This window comes from Bradyrhizobium sp. SZCCHNS3002, from assembly GCF_032377435.1.
In the GTDB taxonomy this organism is placed as follows: domain Bacteria; phylum Pseudomonadota; class Alphaproteobacteria; order Rhizobiales; family Xanthobacteraceae; genus Bradyrhizobium.
In genome coordinates this window covers 543,828-564,257 of sequence record NZ_JAUHHY010000002.1, presented here as the reverse complement: position 1 = coordinate 564,257, position 20,430 = coordinate 543,828, and the positions used below count along the sequence as shown (strand labels likewise).

The window sequence follows — 20,430 nt, the reverse complement described above, 5'->3', positions numbered from 1 at the left end:
CGATTTTTGACACGGATCTTTTCAGCATCCCGTTTTCTCTGAATTTCGCGTTGAGTGGTACTTTGATGGTGCAAGCATGGTTCGCGAAATTTGGAAGCGGGGTTTTACCGCCCGCCGCCTGACCTACTGGACGCCGGTGCTCGCCCTGAGCGTCGCTGCCGTGGCGCTCGCCCCCTATGCAGCCGAGGCGGTTCGCGCGCGCCATCGGGCGGCGACGCCGCCGATGCGCCACCTGCCCTACCCGCAGCTCGACTGGCCGCTCGAGATCAGCAACAGCCAGTACCTGCCGATGGATTGGACCGACGTGCCCGGCTGGAACGACGACGATCAGCTCGCGGCCTATCGGACGTTCCGCGCCAGCTGCAAGCCGATCGCCGCGAAGACGGATGCAGCGCCGGATGGCAGGGTGGATGGTAAGGCGCTGGGTGATTCCCTGCGCGACCCCTGTCGCGATGCTCGGGCCACCGATCTCGCCGACAATGCTGCGGCAAGGGCTTTTTTCGAACGGCACTTCGAGCCGCTGAGGATCTCCAAGCTCGGCGATGCCGACGGTTTCGTCACCGGCTACTACGAACCCGTCATCGAGGGCTCGCGGACCCAGAATGAGGTCTACAACGTTCCAGTCTATCGCCGGCCCTCCAATTTGTTTGTCCGTGGTTTCAAGCAGGATGCGACGAGTCTGCCCAACAAGGGCCCCGTCTATCGCAAGATCGGACGGCGCAAGCTGGTCCCCTACTACGACCGCGCCGAGATCGAGGACGGTGCCATCGAGGGGCGCGGCCTGGAGATCGCATGGCTCAGGAACCAGACCGACCTGCTGTTTGCCCAGATCCAGGGATCGGCGCGCATCAGTCTCGACGACGGCTCGACCATTCGCATCAACTACGATGCCTATAATGGCCTTCCCTACACACCGGTCGGCCGCATCCTGATCGAGCGCGGCATCATTCCACGCGAGCAGATGTCGATGCAGCGCATCCGCGACTGGATGGAGCAGAATCCGGAAGGTGCCAACGAGCTGCGGCGGATGAACCGCTCCTACATCTTCTTCCGCGAGGTGCAGCTGTCGGAGAAGGACGAGGCGGTCGGCGCGCAGGGCATTCCGCTGACCCCGGGCCGCTCGATCGCGGTCGACAAGTCGCTGCACGTCTATGGCACGCCGTTCTTCATCACCGGCGAGCTGCCGATCGAATCCGAGAAGTCGAAGACGGCGTTCCACCGGCTGATGATCGCGCAGGATACGGGCTCGGCGATCGTCGGACCTGCGCGCGCCGATCTCTATTTCGGCGCCGGCCAGGACGCCGGCAAGGTCTCCGGCCGTCTCAAGCACAGCATCCAGTTCGTGATGCTGGTGCCGAAGAGCCTCGATCCGGTTGCGCGTGGCCGCAAGATGCCGCTGCCGGATGCACGGCCGTCGGAGAAGATCGCAAAACTGTTTCCGCAGGTGCTGCCGAAGGAGGCAGCCAAGGATCAGGTCAAGGATCAAGGGAAGGATCAGGGGCAGGCCAACCAGGCCAACAAAGCCGCCGCCTCTCCGGTCAACGATGCGAAAGCCTCTGCTCCCGCCGCGAGCGCAAGCCCGGCGACCACGGTGGCGCAGAACGTCGTGGCACCACAGCCCGTGCCCCTGCCCGAGGCTCGCCCCCGTATCGAAAGTGATCGCAATATCCGCCGATTGCGTTATGGCAGGCGCCACCGCAACCGCCGATGACAAGCCGTCTCCATGTCTGAAGATCCCGAGCCGCCCCGCGGCCGTCGCAAGCGTGGCCTCTCCGAGGACGAGCGTACGCTGTGGGAGACGGTGGCGCGCCAGGTCAAGCCGCTGCGCAAGACACCGCGTCCGGTGCGGCCGCATCCGCCGATGGTGACGGCCGAGCCGCAGCCGGACAAGCCGATGATGACGCCGCGGCCGGTCGCGCCGGTGGTCGTGCCGAAGCCGGCCCGGCCGGCCATCCCGCCGCTGGTCTCGCTCGGCCGCAAGGAGCGCTCGAAACTGTCACGCGGCCGCGGCGAGATCGATGCGCGGCTCGATCTGCACGGCATGACCCAGAGCCGGGCGCACCAGGCGCTGCATCATTTCCTGCATCGCGCCCAGCATGACGGGCTCACCTTCGTGCTCGTCATCACCGGCAAGGGTACGATCGGTGCGGATCCCGAACGCGGCGTGCTCCGGCGCCAGGTGCCGCATTGGCTGAGCCTGCCGGAATTCCGCTCGCTGATTGTCGGCTTCGAGGAGGCTCATGTGGGACATGGCGGTGCCGGCGCGCTCTATGTCCGGATCAGGCGCGCCCGGGGCTGAGCGTCAGAACGGCCGGATGATGCCGACGCGCGGGATGGCGGTGACGATCCAGCCCAGGATCGTGGTCGTGCGGTCGCCGGCGTCGATGAGGGCCACAGGCTTTGTGGTGGGCAGCGTCTTCACCGCGTGCAGCATCAGCACCATGCAGACCACCCAGCTCGAGATCCAGCGCGAATAGTCGAACACCATCGCGAACATCACGAGGTAAGCGAGAGTGATGACAACCAGCGCGGCGATGACGATCTGGCGATGGCGCTGCTCTTCCAGCGCGCCAATCAGGTCCCTGAAAGTGCGCCAGAGCGGCGCGTGAAGCCAGAGCAGCAGCGCATAGACGGGCAAGCCGAGCAGGTTCGACGGCAGTCTTGCCCAGGTGTCCTGCACCTCCTTCGTCAGTGGCTGGTACCACACGTAAGCGAACTGCAAGAGCTCGGTGCGTGTCGGATCGGCCATGCGGGTCCGCAGATATGCTGTGAAGTCCGCTTCCGGCAGCGGCATCGTGCCGAGGAACTGCGCCGTCAGGAACAGCGCGCCGAGTCCGATCAGTGCGGCTCCGCCGACGGCCATGTCGAGGCGCGTCGTCCTGCGCGGCAAGTAGTAGCGCAGCACGACGATGGCGGCGATGGTGGGCACGTACATCAGCAGATGGATGTGATGGATCAGCACCAGCACCGCCGAGGTCAGCGCAGCGAGCAGGACGTAGCCGAGCGAGCCCGCCGGCACCAGCATCAGGATGATGGCACCAAGACAGCCATAGACGTCGAAGTGCCCGAGCGTGAACAGGAAGTTCTTGAACACGAACGGCGAGCCAGCGGTGAAGACGAACAGCGGGAGCTGTGCGCTGTTCAATCCGAATGTTCGGCGGAATAGCTGGACGAACAATCCGAACGTGATCAGCCAGACGAGGCCTGCCAACGCGAACACCAGCCACACCGGCACCTTCGTCGTGAACAACCCGACGATGGCCCCGATCAGCGCGCGCTTGATGAAGCCGTGGTGATAGTCGACAAGCAGGTGGATGTAGGGAATGTAGGGCGGCAGCGTGAGCTTGTGCAGGAACACGCCGAGCATGACCGCGGCGTTGACGGCGAGCATCGTGCGCCAGTGCCGGCTGTAGGCGGCCGTCATGCGATGTCCGAGCGGTGAGAGATGGAGGCAAGCTCGCCGCCACACCCACCGCTGTCGTCCCGGCCTTGAGCCGGGACCCGTAACCACCGCTGTACGTGATGAGGCAGGGCTGGAGCCGCCATCTTGAGTGACAATCAGCTTCGGTGGTTATGGGTCCCCGCCTTCGCGGGGACGACAGCGGAGGGTGACGCTACGCCTGTGCGAAAGAGCGCAGAGGCTGAAGGGCGACGCCTCTTACAAAATGAACCGGCTGAGATCCGTGTTCTTGGCGAGGTCGCCGATGTGCTGCTGCACATAGGCGGCGTCGACACGCATCGTCTCGCCGCCGCGGTCGGAGGCGTTGAAGGAGATCTCGTCCAGCACGCGTTCCATCACCGTCTGCAGCCGGCGCGCGCCGATGTTCTCGACCGTGGAATTCACCGCAACCGCGATGTCGGCGAGCGCGTCGATCGCATCGTCGGTGATGTCGAGCGTCACGCCCTCGGTCTGCATCAGCGCGACATATTGCTTGATCAGCGATGCCTCCGGCTCGGTCAGGATGCGGCGCATGTCGTCGCGCGTCAGCGCCTGCAGCTCGACCCGGATCGGCAATCGTCCCTGCAGCTCCGGCAAGAGGTCCGAGGGCTTGGCGATGTGGAACGCGCCCGAGGCAATGAACAGGACGTGATCGGTCTTGACCGCGCCATGCTTGGTCGAGACCGTCGTGCCCTCGATCAGCGGCAGCAGGTCGCGCTGCACGCCCTCGCGCGAGACGTCGCCGCCGGCGCGGTTCTCGCGCACACAAATCTTGTCGATCTCGTCGAGGAACACGATGCCGTTGTTCTCGACCACGCCGATCGCCTCCTGCACCAGCTGGTCGCTGTCGAGCAGCTTGTCGGATTCCTCCGCGATCAGGATGTCGTGCGAGGCCTCGACCGTCACGCGCCGCGTCTTGGTGCGGCCGCCGAGCTTGCCGAAGATGTCGCCGATCGAGATCGCACCCATCTGCGCGCCCGGCATGCCGGGGATTTCGAACATCGGCATGCCGCCGCCCGAGGACTGCGTCTCGATTTCGATTTCCTTGTCGTTCAGCTCGCCGGCGCGCAGCTTGCGGCGGAACGAGTCACGCGTCGCAGCACTCGCATTGGCGCCGACCAGCGCATCCAGCACGCGCTCCTCGGCGGCGAGCTGGGCGCGGGCGGCGACATCCTTGCGCTTGCGCTCGCGCACCTGGACGATCGCGACCTCGACGAGGTCGCGGATGATCTGCTCGACGTCGCGGCCGACATAGCCGACCTCGGTGAACTTGGTCGCCTCGACCTTGAGGAACGGCGCGCCCGCGAGCTTGGCCAGCCGCCGCGCGATCTCGGTCTTGCCGACGCCGGTCGGGCCGATCATCAGGATGTTCTTCGGCAGCACCTCCTCGCGCAGGCCGGCATCGAGCTGCAGCCGGCGCCAGCGGTTGCGCAGGGCGATGGAGACGGCGCGCTTGGCGTCGGCCTGGCCGACGATGTAGCGGTCGAGTTCGGAGACGATTTCGCGGGGGGAAAAGTCGGTCATGGGCTCTAGCTAGGGTCGGACGGGGATGAGGGCAAGCCGGATTTCCGCCGTCACAGGAGCGGCGGCCCGGCCTGCCACTGCCGGATCGCCTCGGTTGGATGGATCAGCATCAGGATGTTGAGGGTCAGGTTGTCACGGATGTGCAGGCCGACCCCGATCTCGAACGCGATTGCGATCACGACGGTCAGCCAGACCGGCAGCACCCGCGCCAGCAGGAAGCCGGTCATCATCGCCAAGGTGTCGCCGACGGAGTTCACGATGCTGTCGCCGAAATAGTCCAGCGAGATCGTGGCGGCGCGATAGCGCTCGATGATGAAGCTGGAGTTCTCGACCAGCTCCCAGGCGCCCTCGATCAGCATCGCGATGATCAGCCGCCCCTGCCACGGCAGAAACGGCAGAACCAGCGCGGTCAGCGCATAGAACAGGAAGCCGTGAATGACATGGGAGAACGTGTACCAGTCGGTGAGATGCTGGGAGTTCTCCGAGCTCTGCACCACGCCGTGCCACAGCTTCACGGTGCCGCAGGCGCAGATCGGCAGCCGGCCCATCGCGAACAACAGTGCGGCCTGCAGCACCAGCAGACCGAGCGCCAGGATGAGCCAGGGTCCGGACCAAGGCCGGGACGGGGCGCCGATCTCGTCCGCGGTCATCGTCTACTCGGCCGACAGCGCTTCGATGGTGATGTTGCGGTTGGTGTAGACGCAGATGTCGGCGGCGATGTCGAGTGAGCGGCGCACGATGCTCTCGGCGTCCTTGTCGGTGTCGATCAGCGCCCGCGCGGCCGCCAGCGCATAGTTGCCGCCGGAGCCGATCGCCATCACGCCGGCCTCCGGTTCCAGGACGTCGCCCGTCCCGGTCAGCACCAGCGAGACCTCCTTGTCGGCCACGATCATCATCGCCTCCAGCCGCCGCAGGTAGCGGTCGGTGCGCCAGTCCTTGGCGAGCTCGACCGCGGCCCGGGTCAGCTGCCCCGGATATTGCTCCAGCTTGCTCTCCAGCCGCTCGAACAGGGTGAACGCGTCGGCCGTGGCGCCGGCGAAGCCGCCGATGACGTCGCCCTTGCCGAGCTTGCGCACCTTGCGGGCGTTGGACTTGATCACGGTCTGGCCGATCGAGACTTGGCCGTCGCCGCCAATCACCACCCTGCCCCCCTTGCGGACGGTCAGGATCGTGGTGCCGTGCCAGACGGTGGGCTCGTTCGAAGATGCGTGCATGGGGGATCCCTGGTTGATGCCCTGATTTAGGGGCTGAGGCGTCGGGATACAATTACCGGGTCCCTGCCCTGCCCTGCCAGGCCTTGAAATCCGCTCACCATGGCCCGAGATCAGGCGTCCGGGGCGTCATCCCGCAGTAGCTAAGGTGTCATCCGCCTGATAAAAGGGCCGCGTTTTCAAGGGAAAGCTGACCCCATGCGTAGCGCGACCATCAGGCGCAAGACCAAAGAGACCGAGATCGAGGTGTCCGTGAACCTCGACGGCACCGGCGTGGTTGATATCGCGACCGGGATCGGCTTCTTCGATCACATGCTGGATCTGCTTGCCCGGCATTCCCGCATCGACATGACCGTCAAGGCGGTCGGCGACCTGCATATCGATTTCCACCACACCACCGAGGATGTCGGCATCGCCCTCGGCCAGGCCGTGCGTCAGGCGCTCGGCGACATGGCCGGCATCACCCGCTACGCCTCGATCCACATGCCGATGGACGAGACGCTGACGCGCGTCGTGATCGACGTGTCGGGCCGGCCGATGCTGGTGTTCCGCACGACCTTCGCGCGCGACAAGATCGGCGAGTTCGACACCGAGCTGGTGCGCGAGTGGTTCAACGCCTTTGCCATGAACGCCGGCATCACGCTGCATGTCGAGACGCTGTACGGCGAGAACGCCCATCATATCGCCGAATCCTGCTTCAAGGGTCTGGCCAGGGCGCTGCGAACCGCGCTCGCGATCGACCCGCGCAACAAGGGCGAAGTGCCATCCACCAAGGGTCAGCTCGGCGGCTGACCTCCCTCCTCCCAAGGGAATTTCGACATGCCCGTTTATACGGTTCACGCTCCCCTCGCCGCCGGAGCCGATCTGCGCTCGACCGATCGCTTCGTCTTCATCCGTGACGGCTTCCATTTCTGGGCCGCCGTGCTCGGCGCCGTCTGGCTGGCCTGGCATCGCCTCTGGCTTGCGATGCTGGTCTGGGCCCTGCTGATGATCGCGCTCGACGTCGTCCTGGTACGCGTCGGCGTCAGCGGCGCCGCGATTGCCGGAATCGATCTGTTGCTTGCGATCCTGCTCGGGCTCGAAGCCTCGAGCCTGAAGCGCTGGAGCTATTCGCGCGGCAATTGGCGCCAGCTCGACGTCGTCGTGGCCGACGATCTCGATGCCGCCGAGCGCCGCTTCTTCGAGCGCTGGGCCGCCCGGCGCAGCGATCTCGGCTACAGCAACTACACCGTCGATCGCGGCGCACCGCCGCCCTCGCGTGACAATGGCAATGGGCAGCACCCGCCGCCGCTGCCGCATGCCAGCATCATTGGCTTGTTCCCAGAACCCGGAGGTGGACGATGAGTGTCGCGATCATCGATTACGGCTCCGGCAATCTGCATTCCGCCGCCAAGGCGTTCGAGCGCGCCGCGCGCGGCATGGAGGATCCGCAGAAGGTCGTGGTGACGCGCGATCCGGACACGGTGTATCGCGCCGACCGCATCGTGCTGCCCGGCGTCGGCGCCTTCGCCGACTGCCGCCGCGGACTCGACTCCGTCGACGGCATGCTGGAGGCGATGACCGAGGCCGTGCGCCACAAGGCGCGGCCGTTCTTCGGCATCTGCGTCGGCATGCAGCTGATGGCGACGCGCGGCAAGGAGCATGTCACCACCGACGGCTTCGACTGGGTCTCCGGCGACGTCGAGAAGATCACGCCTCGCGACGAGAGCCTGAAGATCCCGCATATGGGATGGAACACGCTCGATGTGCTGCAAGAGCATCCGGTGCTGGAGCGGCTGCCGCTCGGGCCGAAGGGCCTGCACGCCTACTTCGTGCACTCCTATCACTTGAATGCCGTCAACGAGAACGACGTGCTGGCGCGCGCGGACTACGGCGGTCCGGTCACCGCGATCGTCGGCAAGGACACCGCGATCGGCACGCAATTCCATCCCGAGAAGAGCCAGCGTTTCGGTCTCGCCCTCATTTCCAACTTCCTGAAGTGGAAGCCGTGAGCGCAGCGCGCCTGTCCGTCCAGGAGGCGGGCAGGGCGCTTGCCTGAAAGACAGCTCAGATGATTTTGTTTCCTGCCATCGATCTGAAGAACGGCCAGTGCGTGCGCCTGGAGCAGGGCGACATGGCGCGCGCCACCGTGTTCAACCTCGACCCCGCCGCGCAGGCCAAGAGCTTCGCCGACCAGGGCTTCGACTATCTCCACGTCGTCGATCTCGACGGTGCCTTCGCCGGCAAGCCGATGAATGCGCATGCGGTCGAGGCGATGTTGAAAGTTGTCAAGATGCCGGTGCAGCTCGGCGGCGGCATCCGCGATCTCGCGACGGTCGAGGCCTGGCTGACCAAGGGCATCACCCGTGTCATCATCGGCACCGCGGCGGTGCGCGATCCCGAGCTGGTGAAGACCGCAGCCAAGGCCTTCCCCGGCCGCGTCGCCGTCGGACTCGATGCCCGCGACGGCAAGGTCGCCGTCGAGGGCTGGGCCGAGACCTCCGAGGTCACGGCGCTCGACATCGCCAGGCGTTTCGAGGACGCCGGCGTCGCCGCGATCATCTTCACCGACATCGCGCGCGACGGCCTGCTCAAGGGCCTCAATCTCGAGGCCACGATCGCGCTCGGTGATGCCATCTCGATCCCCGTGATTGCCTCCGGCGGCCTGGCCTCGATCGAGGACGTCAAGGCGATGCTGACACCACGGGCGAAAAAGCTCGAAGGCGCCATCGCTGGCCGCGCGCTCTATGACGGCCGCCTCGATCCCGCGGAAGCACTGGCGCTGATCCGCGCGGCGCGTGCGTAGGAGAAAACAGGATGTTCAAGGTCCGTGTCATTCCCTGCCTCGACGTCAAGGACGGACGGGTCGTCAAGGGCGTCAACTTCGTCAACCTGCGCGACGCCGGCGATCCGGTGGAGGCGGCGATCGCCTATGACGCCGCAGGCGCCGACGAGCTCTGCTTCCTCGACATCACCGCCACCCATGAGAACCGCGGCATCATGCTGGACGTCGTCCGGCGCACGGCGGAGGCCTGCTTCATGCCGGTCACGGTCGGCGGTGGCGTGCGCACCATCGACGACATCAAGACCCTGCTGCGTTCCGGCGCCGACAAGGTCTCGATCAATTCGGCCGCGGTGAGCAGGCGCGAATTCGTCAAGGAGGCGGCCGAGAAGTTCGGCGAGCAGTGCATCGTGGTCGCGATCGACGCCAAGTCCGTGTCGCGGCCTGGCGGCGGAAGCCGCTGGGAGATCTTCACCCATGGCGGCCGCAAATCGACCGGCATCGATGCGCTGGAATATGCCCAGGAGGTGGTATCGCTGGGGGCAGGGGAGATCCTGCTGACCTCGATGGACCGCGACGGCACCCGCCAGGGCTTCGACCTGCCGCTGACCCGGGCGGTCGCCGACAGCGTCCCGGTGCCGGTGATCGCCTCCGGCGGTGTCGGCAACCTCGATCATCTGGTCGACGGCATCCGCGAGGGCCGCGCGACCGCGGTGCTGGCGGCGTCGATCTTCCATTTCGGGGAATTTACCATCCGGCAGGCCAAGGAGCACATGGAGCGCCATGGCCTGCCGATGCGGCTCGATCCCTGACGACATTGCGTCGCAAAAATGTTAGATGAACGCTGGTCCGGCCGCCGTGGTCGGGCAGGCGTTCCGAGTACCGGCCGATGTCCCGCTTCACGCTTCACGATCTCGCTGCCATCATCGACGCGCGCGCCGCGGCGGGCGGCCAGGCGTCCTATACGCGCAAGCTGCTCGACAAGGGGCCGCCGCAATGCGCCAAGAAGATGGGCGAGGAGGCGGTCGAGACCGTCATTGCCGCTGTTGGCACCGACCGCGAGCATCTGATCTCCGAAAGCGCCGATCTGCTGTTTCATCTGTTGGTGTTGTTGAAGTCGCGTGACGTCCGGCTCGAGGAGGTCGAGGCGGCGCTCGGCAAGCGCACCGGTCAATCGGGACTGGAAGAAAAGGCGTCGCGCAAGACGGAGTAGGGCGCGACGGCGGGGAAACGAAGGGCAGCGTCATGGATATGCGCACCACCGAACAACAATATAATCCGTACCGCGTCTTCACCCGCGAACAATGGGCCGAGTTGCGCAACGACACGCCGATGACCTTGGAGCCCGGCGAGTTCTCCAAGCTGCGGTCGATGCACGATCGTCTCGACCTTCAGGAGGTCGAGGACATCTACCTCCCGCTGTCGCGACTGCTGTCGATGTATGTCGACGCGGCGCAGCGGCTGTACTACGCGCAGCGTCAGTTCCTCGGCATCCGCGACCGCAAGATGCCCTACATCATCGGCGTCGCCGGCTCGGTGGCGGTCGGCAAGTCGACCACTGCGCGCGTGCTGCAGGCGTTGCTGACCCGCTGGTCGCCGCGGCCCAAGGTCGATCTCATCACCACCGACGGCTTCCTGTATCCGAACGCGGTGCTGGAGCGGCAGGGCCTGATGCAGAAGAAGGGTTTTCCGGAAAGCTATGACCTGCCGCGGCTGCTCGGCTTTCTGTCCGACATCAAGGCCGGCCGCCATCCGGTGCGCGCGCCGGTGTATTCCCATCTGAGCTACGACATCGTCCCCAATCAGTGGACCGAGATCGACCAGCCGGACATCCTCATCGTCGAAGGCGTCAACGTGCTGCAGACCGGTCCGCTGCCGCGCGACGGCAAGGCCGTGCCGGTCGTCTCCGACTTCTTCGACTTCTCGGTCTATATCGATGCCGACGAGGCGATCCTGCGCAAATGGTACGTCAAGCGCTTCCTCTCGCTGCGCGACACGGCGTTCCATGATCCCAGGTCCTACTTCAACCGCTACGCGCTGCTGTCGGACGAGGAGGCCATCGCCACCGCGATCGCGATCTGGGAGCGCACCAACCTGGCCAATCTCGAGGACAACATCCTCCCGACACGGCCGCGCGCGACCTTGATCCTGAAGAAGGGCGCGGATCACGAGATCGAGACGGTGGCGCTGAGGCGGTTGTAAACGGGGCCGGCGGGCGCGGCGCCGGGCTGATCCGCCCCAACTAATTCCTTACGCTGGCACCTGTCGCGCCGCCGCCAGATTCGCCAGCGCCTCGTCGAGCTTGTCGCGATCGATCGGCTTGACCAGGAACCCATCCATGCCCGCCTCGAAGCAGGCGTAGCGGTCCTCGACCAGCGCGTTGGCCGTCAGCGCCAGGATCGGGGTGCGCCCGCCGGGCTCGCTGGCCTCGATGGCGCGGATGCGCCTGGCGGCAGCGATGCCGTCGAGCTTCGGCATCTGCACATCCATCAGGATCAGATCGTACGGCGCGCCGGCCGAGCGCGCCGCGAGCCAGGAGTCGAGCGCCGCTTCGCCATGCACGGCGATGTCGGCGTGATGGCCGAGCTTGGTCAGCAGCGAGCGCATCAGCAGCGCGTTGATGTCGTTGTCCTCGGCGACGAGGATCGACAGGCCCGCGCCGGCCTGAGCCGCGATCGGCGGCGCGATCGTCGGGACTGGATCGTCGGCGAGGACCGTGCCGTCGGTGTCGAAGCTCACGCGCGCGGCGAGCGAAGCGGCGCGCAGCGGCTTGACGAGATAGCCGTGGAATGGCGCCGCCGGTGCCAGCTCGTGGCGGCTCGCCGGCGTCACCAGCACGATCAGCCGTGTCGTATGGTGGTGCGCGACCCGGCCCAGACGCAGCGATTCATCGCTGCCGATGGCATCGTCGACCAGCACGGCATGCCAGGCGCGTTCGGGCAGCAGGGCCTCCGCCACCTCGGCCTCCGCGACCAGGCAGGTCTGCGCGCCCCAGTTCTGCAGGCGCCGTTCGATCAGCTCGGCCTGCAGCCCGGCCGGCGCGACCAGCATGATCGACTGTCCGGCGAGGTCGGGGCCGCGGAAGCTGTTCTGCTCGCCGCGCTCCAGCGCCGGCGGCAGCGGCACCGCCACCTCGAAGGTCGAGCCGGCGCCGAGCTGGCTTTGCAGCGAAATGCGCCCGCCCATGCGCTTGACGATCCGGTCAGAGATCGCAAGGCCGAGCCCGGTGCCGCCGAAGCTGCGCGCCACGCTGTCGTCGGCCTGCTCGAATTCGCGGAAGATGCGGTCCTGCGCGTCGGCTGCGATGCCGATGCCGGTGTCGCGCACCTGGAAGCTGATCTCGTTCGGCCAGATGCCGGGCTCGGCGATCAGGGCAACGCCGCCCGTCGCGGTGAACTTGATGGCGTTGCCGGCGAGGTTGAGCAGCACTTGGCGCAGCCGCGCGGCGTCGCCCGTCACCCAGGTCGGCAGGCGCTCGTCGAGATAGGCCGCGATCTCCAGCTGCTTGGCCTGCGCGCGCGGCGCCAGCAGCTCGGTGATCTCCTCGATCAGCGCTGCCAGCGAGAACGGCTGCGCCTCGAGCGCCAGCTTGCCGGCCTCGATCTTCGAATAGTCGAGCAGCTCGTCGATCAGCGACATCAGCGCTTCACCCGAGGTGCGGACCGCCTTGGCGTAGGTCGTCTGCTCCGGCGTGAGCTGCGTGTCGAGCAACAGGCCGCTCATGCCGAGGATGCCGTTCAGCGGCGTGCGGATCTCGTGGCTGGCCATCGCCAGGAAGCGTGACTTGGCGCGGTTCGCGGCGTTGGCCTGGTCGCGCGCCTCCGCCAGCGCGCGCTCGGTTTCGGTGCGGTCGGTGACGTCGCGGCCGACACATTGCAGCAGGGCGGGCTGGCCGGCGTCGGACCGCACGAGCGCCTCGCGCCACGCGATCCAGCGCGGTCCGATCGCGCTCTCGATGCGCTGGTCGTGGACGCGGGTGCCGTTCGGCTCCAGCGCGCTGTCGCCCTGCTCGATCAGCTGGAAGGTGAACGCGCTGCCGAGCAGATTGTCGCGGTCGAGACCCGCCATCCGGCAATAGGCGTCGTTGACGAAGACGATGCTGCCGTCGCGGGCGCGCATGACGATGAGATCGCCCTGCTGCTCGAACAGATTGCGGGCGCGCTGCTCGGCTTCCTGCAGCTCCCAGTTCCGGTCGGCCAGCACCTCGTTGTGGAGCGCGATCTTGTGCATCTTCCTGGCGACGAAGCGCAGCCGCATGCTGAGCGTGGCCAGGCCGACGCAGGCGAGCGCGAACAGGAAGCTGGCGCCGATCGCGAAGGCGTGCGGATTGTAGCCGGAGTTCGGGGAGACGCTGGCCTTGATGAAGCCGTAGGCGCCGCCGAAGCCGGCGGAGAAGATCATCAGCGAGCGCAGGATCGCGAAGATGGTGCGGTGACGGCGTATGAACCGGCGCAGGCGCAGCCTGACGTGAAAAATCGGTCCCATCTCGATCACCCCCAGCTTCCGATCCCAATGTCCTCGCCGACCCGCACCATGCGGCGTCGGTATTGCTGAGACTTTGAAAGGTCATGCCCACGCCAGCCGGCGGTGCAGAGATGGTGAACCGGGCGTTAGCCCGAGTCACAGAACCGGATTGGCCGGCGATGAGGAATGATTGCGGGCCGCGACGATCAGTGCGGCAGCGTCCCCGGCCGTCGTGTGGCTGGAGCGGACGTAGATGCGATAGTCGGCGCGGCCATCGGCATCATCGCGGGCGAGATAGATCAGGGACGTGCCGGGACGCGGGTCGGCAGCGATCGCGACGAGCTGGGTCGCGGAAGTCATGCCACAGCCGCGATCCTCCGTGGCGGGCGCATCGTCGACCACGACGACATCAGCCGCCTCCGGACTGTCGGCCAGCGCCACGCGCACCGTCGCCAGCGCCGGATCATCGGTGAAATCGACATGCAGATCGGCGTGGAACGGCGCCGAGCCGAGCGCGACGGAGTCGGCGCCGACGGCAATGCAGGGCTGGGGGGAGGGCGCCAATTCGATCTTGGCGAAGACCACGGCCGCGATCAGCGGCACGGCCGAAACGATGACCTTGAAACGCAACATATACGCACCGACGCAACGGGCCTGAGGACAGAACGCGGGGCCTTATGGTTGTCGGAGCGTAAAGAGAAGTCGTTACCAGAGTGTTGAGGGAGGCGCCCTTACGCCGCGTGCCGATTGTCTTCCGCGAGCGCGCGATACGACAGCGCTTCGGCCAGATGCAGCCGGCCGATCGCCTCGGCGTGATCGAGATCGGCGAGCGTCCGCGCCACGCGCAGCACGCGGTGATAGCCGCGCGCCGACAGCCGCATCGTCTCGGCGGCCTCGCGCAGCAGCTTCTGGCCGGGGGCGTCGAGCTTGGCGATCTCGTCGAGCACGGCGGCGGGCGCTTCGGCATTGGTCCTGACCTGCGGCAGGCCCGCTTTGGCATAGCGTTCGCGCTGCAGGTCGCGCGCGGCGGCGACGCGGGCAGCGACCTCGGCCGAGCCTTCCTTGGACGGCGGCAGGATCAGGTCGGCGGCGGTGACCGCCGGCACCTCGATACGCAGGTCGATGCGGTCCATCAGCGGGCCGGAGATGCGGGTCTGATAGTCGGCGGTGCAGCGGTCGATGCGGCCGCGCTTGCAGGCATAGCCGGGCTCGAAGGCGTTGCCGCAGCGGCAGGGATTCATCGCCGCGACCAGCATGAAGCGGGCCGGGTAGGTGACGCGGTGGTTGGCGCGCGAGATCGAGACCTCGCCATTCTCCAAGGGTTGGCGCAGCGAGTCGAGCACGCGCGGATCGAACTCCGGCAGCTCGTCGAGGAACAGCACGCCCTGATGCGCCAGCGAGATCTCGCCGGGCCGGGCGCGCAGGCCGCCGCCGGTCAGCGCCGCCATGCTGGCGGAATGATGCGGGCTGCGGAACGGCCGCCGGTTGGTCAGCGCGCCGCCCTCGATCTCGCCGGCGACTGAGGCGATCATCGACACTTCCAGGAGCTCGGCCGGCGACAGCGGCGGCAGGATCGACGGCAGCCGCGCCGCCAGCATCGACTTGCCGGCGCCGGGCGAGCCGATCATCAGCAGGTGATGCCCGCCGGCGGCGGCGATCTCGAGCGCGCGCTTGCCGCTCTCCTGGCCCTTGATGTCGCGCAGGTCGAGCAGGCTCGCGGGCGCCTCCTGGATCTTCGGCTGCGGCCGCGACAGCACCTGCGTGCCCTTGAAATGGTTGGCGATCTGGATCAGCGAGCTCGCCGCGATGATCTGCAAATCGGGGCTCGCCCACGCCGCCTCGGCGCCGCAGGCGGCCGGGCAGATCAGGCCTTCCTCGCGTCCATTGGCGCCGATCGCGGCCGGCAGCACGCCCGCCACGGGCGCGATCGAGCCGTCGAGGCCGAGCTCGCCAAGCACGGTGAAGCCGCTGAGCGCATCGGGCGGGATGGCGCCGATCGCGGCCATCAGGCCGAGCGCGATCGGCAGGTCGTAATGGCTGCCTTCCTTGGGCACGTCGGCCGGCGCCAGGTTGACGGTGATCCGCCGCGCCGGCAGCGCCAGGCCGGAGGCGATCAGCGCCGAGCGCACCCGCTCGCGCGCCTCCGACACCGCCTTGTCCGGCAGTCCGACGATCGCGAACGCCGGCAGTCCGGGCGCGACCTGGACCTGCACGTCGACCGCGCGGGCCTCGATTCCCTCGAAGGCAACGGTGGAAACGCGCTGGACCATGATGCCCCCTCCCGCGAGAAGGCTAGCGGAAGCGGGTCCAGTTCGCAAGAACAATACAGGAACAAGCCGGTGCGCCGGACGCGCGCAATCCGTTAACGACGGTCGCATCGCGACCCAGGTCGGTCTGCTTGGCTTAACGCGCCTTTAGTCCGGCCGTCGCATTCTTCCGCAATCGACGATCGACCCGCGCCTCCGTCACGGCCGAGAGGCGCCCAACGAGGGACGTGTGATGCCTCCAGCGCCCGCGGCAGCTCCGACCGCCAAGACGCCCGCCGGTGATGCGCGGACGGTGTCCGAGCTCGCCACCGACATGTTGCGCCGGACCACCAGCCTGTTCCTGGCCGGCCCTCGGCCGGCGTCCGCCGAGCAGCTCGATCTCTACGATCAGATGTTCGCCAGGCTGATGCCGCAGGTCGCGACCGAGCTGCTGGCCGAGCTGAGCATGGCGCTCGCCGGCGTGGAGCGCGCGCCTTACGCGACGGCGCGGATGCTCGCCGTTCACCCCGAATTGCGCGTCGCCGGGCCGATGCTGGCCAAGGCGGCGGTGCTGACCGAGCGCGACCTCGCCGAATTCATCCGCACCGGCAGCCCGGCGCATCTGGCCGCGATCGCCAGCCGCAGGGGCATCGGCGACGCCCTCACGACGCAGCTGATCGCGCGCGGCTTTCCGGCGGTGCGCATGGCGCTGGCGCAGAACCTCACGTCAAAGCTGTCCGAGGACGGCTATCGCAGCCTGTTCAAGATCGCCGAGCGCGACGAGGATCTCGCCGAGAAGCTCGCGCTGCGCACCGACCTGCCGGCCAAGCTGTCGCGCGCCTTCGTCGCCGCGGCCAGCGAGGGCGCCCGCGCCCGCTTCATCAAGGCCGCACCGCCGGCGACCCGCGCGACCCTTCAGGCGACGCCGACCCGCTCGCCCGGTGCGGCGATGCGCGCGATCTGGGACTATCAGCAGGTCAAGGCTGAGGTCGCCGCCCTCAGCCGCACCGGCAAGCTCGGCGACTCCGCCGTCAACCGCTTCTGTGCCACCGGCGATTTCCCTGCCGTGATCGCGGCGCTGGCGCTGCTCTGCGTCGTCACCATCGAGACGATCGAGACGCTGCTGGAGGAGGATCGCCTCACGGATCTGCTGCTGGCCTGCAAGGCGGCACGGCTGAGCTGGGCGACGACGTCGATGATCCTGCGCGACCGGCCCGGCTGCGACGCGCTTCCAGCCGATGACCTCGAAGAGGCGCGCAAGCGCTTCGAGAAGCTTGCGCTGTCCGAAGCGCAGTGGAAGGTGCGCGGGCTCGAATCGCGCTGAGCGAGCGCGGGAAGCGGCGTCAGCCCGGCGGGGTCGACGGGTAGGCCGTGAAGTCGATCTTGAACATCGCCGGGTCGAGCTTCTTGGTCGTATCGAGATTGTAGACGGCAATCGTGGTGTCGTAGCCCTGCGGATCGGTCACGGTCCACTGCTTGAGCTGACCGTCCTTGGCGCCGAGCATCAGCATCAGCCGGCTGGTGCCGATCAGGGCCTGCTTCTCCTCGATCGTGATCGTGACGTAGAGGTCGTCGGCGGCGACCGCGATCACGTTGGTGTCCTTCAACAGGTCGATGCGGTCGGACAAGAGATAGCGCAGCGGCGTCTGCGACAGCGGATAGACGTCCTGGGTGGCGAGCTTGCGGTCGCGCACCACCAGCGAGGAGCCGTCGGCGATGATGTCGATCGGGGTCGGCGGGTCATATTCGAAGCGGACCTTGCCGGGCTTCTGGATGTAGAAATCACCCTTGGTCTTGCTGCCGTCCGGGCCGACCTGAACGAAATTCCCGACCAGCGTCTGCAGCGACGACAGATAGGCGCTGACCTTGGCCGCCTGCGCCTTCTGGTTGGCGTCGAACGAGGTGAAGATGCTGGCCGGCACGTTGCGCCGGGGATCGGGAATGACCGGATTGGGCGGGGCCGTCTGCGTGGTCGAGGGGCTCTGGCCGGCCCGCTGCTGGTCGGAGGCGCTGAGCTGGGAGCCGCTCTTCGGGCCTGATTTCGGAGCCGGCGTGCCTTGCGCGGCGGCGTGACCGGACGCTCCGGCGATGGAGCATGTCGTCACGGCGCAGGCGACCAGCCAGGCGCCGATCCGGCGCCCGCGCCAAGCTGCGTGATACGAAAACGTGCTGTTCAACAAGGAGCTTTTCAAAACGACGTCCTGAGGTTTTACGCGTTCTATCCCGGTTCGGCCGGGCAGCGTGATCGTAATCGCGTGAAGATCGGGCACCGAAGCGGCGTTTCTGCGGCCATCGGGCCGTCAGAACCCGCCTTCCTCCTCGGGCACCAGGATCTCGCGCTTGCCGGCGTGGTTGGCCTGGCCGACGATGCCTTCCTGTTCCATCCGCTCCATCAGCGAAGCGGCCTTGTTATAGCCGATCTGCAATCGGCGTTGAATGTAGCTGGTGGAGGCCTTGCGGTCGCGCTTGACCACGGCGACCGCCTGCGAGAACAGGTCGTCGCCGCCGCCACCGCCGCCCATGCCGGTGGCGTCGAACACGGCGCCATCCTCCTCGCTCGGCTCCTCGGCGGTGACCGCCTCGAGATATTCCGGCGAGCCCTGGGCCTTGAGATGCTTGACGACCTTCTCGACCTCCTCGTCGGAGCAGAACGGGCCGTGCACGCGGCTGATGCGGCCGCCGCCGGCCATGTAGAGCATGTCGCCCTGGCCGAGCAGCTGCTCGGCGCCCATCTCGCCCAGGATGGTGCGGCTGTCGATCTTCGACGTCACCTGGAAGGAGATGCGGGTCGGGAAGTTGGCCTTGATGGTGCCGGTGATGACGTCGACCGACGGACGCTGCGTCGCCAGGATGACGTGCAGGCCGGCGGCGCGCGCCATCTGGGCGAGGCGCTGCACCGTGCCCTCGATGTCCTTGCCGGCGACCATCATCAGGTCGGCCATCTCGTCGACGATGATGACGATGTAGGGCAGGGGATCGAGGTCGAGCTTCTCTTCCTCGTAGATCGCCTTGCCGCTCTCCTTGTCGAAGCCGGTATGGACGGTGCGGGTCAGCTCCTCGCCCTTGGCGCGCGCTTCGCCGAGACGGGCGTTGTAGCCGTCGATGTTGCGCACGCCGAGCTTGGCCATCTTCTTGTAGCGCTCCTCCATCTCGCGCACGGCCCATTTCAGCGCGACCACGGCCTTCTTCGGGTCGGTCACGACGGGCGTGAGGAGATGCGGGATGCCGTCATAGACGGAAAGCTCGAGCATCTTCGGGTCGACCATGATGAGGCGGCACTGATCGGGGCGCAGCCGATACACCAGGCTCAGGATCATGGTGTTGATCGCGACCGACTTGCCCGAGCCGGTGGTGCCGGCGATCAGCATGTGCGGGGTGCGGGCGAGATCGATGATGATGGATTCGCCGCCGATGTTCTTGCCGAGGCACAGCGGCAGCTTTGCGACGCTCTCGGTCGCCTCCTTGGCCACCAGCAGCTCGCGCAGGTACACCTTCTCGCGATGCACGTTGGGCAGCTCGATGCCGATGGCGTTGCGGCCGGGCACGACGGCGACGCGCGCCGACAGCGCGCTCATCGAGCGGGCGATGTCGTCGGCCAGGCCGATCACGCGCGACGACTTGATGCCGGGCGCGGGCTCCAGCTCGTACAGCGTGACGACCGGGCCGGGATGCGCCTTGACGATCTCGCCGCGCACCCCGAAATCCTGCAGCACGCCTTCCAGCGCGCGCGAATTGGCCTCCAGCTCGCTCTTCGACAGCGGCTGGCGGTCGGAGGATTTCGGCGCCGCCAGCATCGAGACCGAGGGCAGATCGTATTTGTCGTTGGACTTTTTCGCAGGAGTCTTCGGCGCCGGCTTCTTGCGCGACTTCGGAGCGGGCTCCTCCTCCTCTTCTTCGTCCTCGCCCTCCTCGGCCTCTTCCTCGTCGCCGCCGTCCTCGTCCATCTCGGGCGCGAGCGTCGGCTTGCCCTGGCCGCGGCCGAGGCTCGGCTCCTGCCGGCCTGCGGCGGCGGCGCGCGGCTGCGGACCTGACGACACCAGCGCGCGGTAGGCCGTGCTGAGGAACCAGACGACCTGCGCCTTGGCGCTCATGATGGCGTGGAACACCCAGCCGAGCCGGATCGCCTTGCGGTCGTCATCGTCCTCCGGGTCGGCCAGCGGCGTGTCGTCGTCCTCGTCGGCGAGCAGGCTCGGGTCGGCTTCCTTCGCGCCCATGCCGCCGGCCACCAGCAGGCAGCCGATCATCGCCACCAGAAGAAGGGCGCCGAGCACCAGCCGATAGATCACGCCGGGCGGTCCGAACACCACGGCCGGTGCGCGCACCAGGGCATCGCCGACGACACCGCCGAGACCGGTCGGCAGCGGCCAGGCATGCGAGCGCGGCCAGCAGCTGGCAAAGCCGGCGGCGATGACGGCGCCGAGAATCCAGGCGCCGAAGCGCAGCGCCTCGCGGTCGAACGGCCGGTGCGTCATCATCCGCCAGCCGCGGATCGAAAGCGGCAGGATCGCCATGATCGAGCCGAGACCAAGGATCTGCATCAGGAGATCGGCGCTGATCGCGCCGGGATAGCCGACGATGTTGCGGATCGCGCGCGAGGTGGCGTGGCTCAGGCTGGGGTCCTGCACCGACCACGTCATCAGCGCCGCCGCGGCCACGCCGCACAGCGCGATCAGGCAGAGGCCCGCGAGCTCGCGCAGCCGCCGCACCAGCGCGTCGCGCAGCGACGTCGGCAGGTGGTTGACCAGGGGAATGACTCGTTCGATCGCCGGCATCTGCATCAGCCCC

General features: G+C 67.3%; 19 protein-coding genes. 10 read left to right on the top strand and 9 right to left on the bottom strand.

Annotated features, from left to right (window positions below; genetic code table 11):
- Window positions 1-76 precede the first annotated feature (76 nt).
- Complete coding sequence (locus QW845_RS07000) at window positions 77-1,711, top strand: murein transglycosylase A (protein WP_315800875.1); 1,635 nt, start codon at window positions 77-79, stop codon at window positions 1,709-1,711.
- 12 nt (window positions 1,712-1,723) lie between these two features.
- Window positions 1,724-2,299: a Smr/MutS family protein gene (locus QW845_RS06995; RefSeq protein WP_315800874.1), complete on the top strand. Its 576-nt coding sequence runs from the start codon at window positions 1,724-1,726 to the stop codon at window positions 2,297-2,299.
- Between the two features lie 3 nt (window positions 2,300-2,302).
- Here QW845_RS06995 and QW845_RS06990 read toward each other — a convergent pair whose 3' ends face one another.
- The 4 genes from QW845_RS06990 to hslV form a co-directional block, all read right to left on the bottom strand.
- Window positions 2,303-3,424 (bottom strand): hypothetical protein, encoded by a 1,122-nt coding sequence (locus QW845_RS06990; RefSeq protein ID WP_315800873.1) that lies wholly within the window; start codon window positions 3,422-3,424, stop codon window positions 2,303-2,305.
- Window positions 3,425-3,658: 234 nt separating this feature from the next.
- The gene (gene hslU, locus QW845_RS06985; protein WP_315800872.1) at window positions 3,659-4,963 is read right to left on the bottom strand and encodes an ATP-dependent protease ATPase subunit HslU; all 1,305 of its coding nucleotides are present in this window, start codon (window positions 4,961-4,963) and stop codon (window positions 3,659-3,661) included.
- A gap of 50 nt (window positions 4,964-5,013) precedes the next feature.
- Complete coding sequence (locus tag QW845_RS06980; protein WP_315800871.1) at window positions 5,014-5,613, bottom strand: DUF2585 domain-containing protein; 600 nt, start codon at window positions 5,611-5,613, stop codon at window positions 5,014-5,016.
- Between the two features lie 3 nt (window positions 5,614-5,616).
- Window positions 5,617-6,177 carry an ATP-dependent protease subunit HslV gene (gene hslV, locus QW845_RS06975; RefSeq protein WP_315750519.1) on the bottom strand — a complete coding sequence of 187 codons (561 nt, stop codon included), beginning with the start codon at window positions 6,175-6,177 and terminating at the stop codon, window positions 5,617-5,619.
- Between the two features lie 195 nt (window positions 6,178-6,372).
- Here hslV and hisB point away from each other — a divergent pair, with 195 nt between their 5' ends.
- From hisB to coaA, 7 genes are all read left to right on the top strand, one after another.
- Window positions 6,373-6,966, top strand: a complete 594-nt coding sequence (gene hisB / locus QW845_RS06970) for an imidazoleglycerol-phosphate dehydratase HisB (RefSeq protein WP_315800870.1) — start codon at window positions 6,373-6,375, stop codon at window positions 6,964-6,966.
- Window positions 6,967-6,993: 27 nt separating this feature from the next.
- Window positions 6,994-7,518: a DUF2628 domain-containing protein gene (locus QW845_RS06965; protein WP_315800869.1), complete on the top strand. Its 525-nt coding sequence runs from the start codon at window positions 6,994-6,996 to the stop codon at window positions 7,516-7,518.
- A complete protein-coding gene (gene hisH, locus QW845_RS06960; protein ID WP_315800868.1) occupies window positions 7,515-8,165 on the top strand; it encodes an imidazole glycerol phosphate synthase subunit HisH in 651 nt (216 codons plus the stop codon). The genes QW845_RS06965 and hisH overlap by 4 nt, the downstream gene beginning before the upstream one ends.
- 59 nt (window positions 8,166-8,224) lie before the next feature.
- The gene (gene hisA / locus QW845_RS06955; RefSeq protein WP_315800867.1) at window positions 8,225-8,959 is read left to right on the top strand and encodes a 1-(5-phosphoribosyl)-5-[(5-phosphoribosylamino)methylideneamino]imidazole-4-carboxamide isomerase; all 735 of its coding nucleotides are present in this window, start codon (window positions 8,225-8,227) and stop codon (window positions 8,957-8,959) included.
- 11 nt (window positions 8,960-8,970) lie between these two features.
- Entirely contained in the window at window positions 8,971-9,747 is a 777-nt protein-coding gene (gene hisF / locus QW845_RS06950) for an imidazole glycerol phosphate synthase subunit HisF (RefSeq protein WP_315800866.1), read from the top strand.
- Window positions 9,748-9,824: 77 nt separating this feature from the next.
- Window positions 9,825-10,148 (top strand): phosphoribosyl-ATP diphosphatase, encoded by a 324-nt coding sequence (locus QW845_RS06945; protein ID WP_315800865.1) that lies wholly within the window; start codon window positions 9,825-9,827, stop codon window positions 10,146-10,148.
- 32 nt (window positions 10,149-10,180) lie between these two features.
- Window positions 10,181-11,137, top strand: a complete 957-nt coding sequence (gene coaA / locus QW845_RS06940) for a type I pantothenate kinase (protein WP_315800864.1) — start codon at window positions 10,181-10,183, stop codon at window positions 11,135-11,137.
- 48 nt (window positions 11,138-11,185) lie between these two features.
- On the opposite strand, the gene QW845_RS06935 is transcribed toward coaA, so the two are convergent.
- The 3 genes from QW845_RS06935 to QW845_RS06925 form a co-directional block, all read right to left on the bottom strand.
- Window positions 11,186-13,420, bottom strand: a complete 2,235-nt coding sequence (locus QW845_RS06935; protein WP_315800863.1) for a PAS domain-containing hybrid sensor histidine kinase/response regulator — start codon at window positions 13,418-13,420, stop codon at window positions 11,186-11,188.
- 135 nt (window positions 13,421-13,555) lie between these two features.
- On the bottom strand, window positions 13,556-14,032 hold the full coding sequence (locus QW845_RS06930; protein WP_315800862.1) for a hypothetical protein: 477 nt from the start codon (window positions 14,030-14,032) through the stop codon (window positions 13,556-13,558).
- A 98-nt stretch (window positions 14,033-14,130) separates the two neighbouring features.
- Window positions 14,131-15,669: a YifB family Mg chelatase-like AAA ATPase gene (locus QW845_RS06925; RefSeq protein ID WP_315800861.1), complete on the bottom strand. Its 1,539-nt coding sequence runs from the start codon at window positions 15,667-15,669 to the stop codon at window positions 14,131-14,133.
- A 229-nt stretch (window positions 15,670-15,898) separates the two neighbouring features.
- On the opposite strand from QW845_RS06925, the gene QW845_RS06920 reads away from it, so the two are divergent.
- Window positions 15,899-16,969, top strand: a complete 1,071-nt coding sequence (locus tag QW845_RS06920; RefSeq protein ID WP_315800860.1) for a DUF2336 domain-containing protein — start codon at window positions 15,899-15,901, stop codon at window positions 16,967-16,969.
- 19 nt (window positions 16,970-16,988) lie between these two features.
- On the opposite strand, the gene QW845_RS06915 is transcribed toward QW845_RS06920, so the two are convergent.
- Both QW845_RS06915 and QW845_RS06910 read right to left on the bottom strand, forming a co-directional pair.
- On the bottom strand, window positions 16,989-17,777 hold the full coding sequence (locus QW845_RS06915) for an outer membrane lipoprotein carrier protein LolA (protein WP_409997877.1): 789 nt from the start codon (window positions 17,775-17,777) through the stop codon (window positions 16,989-16,991).
- Window positions 17,778-17,945: 168 nt separating this feature from the next.
- A complete protein-coding gene (locus tag QW845_RS06910) occupies window positions 17,946-20,423 on the bottom strand; it encodes a DNA translocase FtsK (protein ID WP_315800859.1) in 2,478 nt (825 codons plus the stop codon).
- Window positions 20,424-20,430 lie beyond the last annotated feature (7 nt).

Coding starts and splice junctions, on each gene's coding strand:
- hisB (WP_315800870.1), top strand. CDS start 6,373: ATGCGTAGCGCGACCATCAGGCGCAAGACCAAAGAGACCGAGATCGAG.
- QW845_RS06995 (WP_315800874.1), top strand. CDS start 1,724: ATGTCTGAAGATCCCGAGCCGCCCCGCGGCCGTCGCAAGCGTGGCCTC.
- hisH (WP_315800868.1), top strand. CDS start 7,515: ATGAGTGTCGCGATCATCGATTACGGCTCCGGCAATCTGCATTCCGCC.
- QW845_RS06945 (WP_315800865.1), top strand. CDS start 9,825: ATGTCCCGCTTCACGCTTCACGATCTCGCTGCCATCATCGACGCGCGC.
- QW845_RS06920 (WP_315800860.1), top strand. CDS start 15,899: ATGCCTCCAGCGCCCGCGGCAGCTCCGACCGCCAAGACGCCCGCCGGT.
- QW845_RS07000 (WP_315800875.1), top strand. CDS start 77: ATGGTTCGCGAAATTTGGAAGCGGGGTTTTACCGCCCGCCGCCTGACC.
- QW845_RS06925 (WP_315800861.1), bottom strand. CDS start 15,669: ATGGTCCAGCGCGTTTCCACCGTTGCCTTCGAGGGAATCGAGGCCCGC.
- QW845_RS06935 (WP_315800863.1), bottom strand. CDS start 13,420: ATGGGACCGATTTTTCACGTCAGGCTGCGCCTGCGCCGGTTCATACGC.
- QW845_RS06990 (WP_315800873.1), bottom strand. CDS start 3,424: ATGACGGCCGCCTACAGCCGGCACTGGCGCACGATGCTCGCCGTCAAC.
- hslU (WP_315800872.1), bottom strand. CDS start 4,963: ATGACCGACTTTTCCCCCCGCGAAATCGTCTCCGAACTCGACCGCTAC.
- QW845_RS06910 (WP_315800859.1), bottom strand. CDS start 20,423: ATGCAGATGCCGGCGATCGAACGAGTCATTCCCCTGGTCAACCACCTG.
- QW845_RS06930 (WP_315800862.1), bottom strand. CDS start 14,032: ATGTTGCGTTTCAAGGTCATCGTTTCGGCCGTGCCGCTGATCGCGGCC.
- coaA (WP_315800864.1), top strand. CDS start 10,181: ATGGATATGCGCACCACCGAACAACAATATAATCCGTACCGCGTCTTC.
- hslV (WP_315750519.1), bottom strand. CDS start 6,177: ATGCACGCATCTTCGAACGAGCCCACCGTCTGGCACGGCACCACGATC.
- QW845_RS06980 (WP_315800871.1), bottom strand. CDS start 5,613: ATGACCGCGGACGAGATCGGCGCCCCGTCCCGGCCTTGGTCCGGACCC.
- hisA (WP_315800867.1), top strand. CDS start 8,225: ATGATTTTGTTTCCTGCCATCGATCTGAAGAACGGCCAGTGCGTGCGC.
- QW845_RS06965 (WP_315800869.1), top strand. CDS start 6,994: ATGCCCGTTTATACGGTTCACGCTCCCCTCGCCGCCGGAGCCGATCTG.
- hisF (WP_315800866.1), top strand. CDS start 8,971: ATGTTCAAGGTCCGTGTCATTCCCTGCCTCGACGTCAAGGACGGACGG.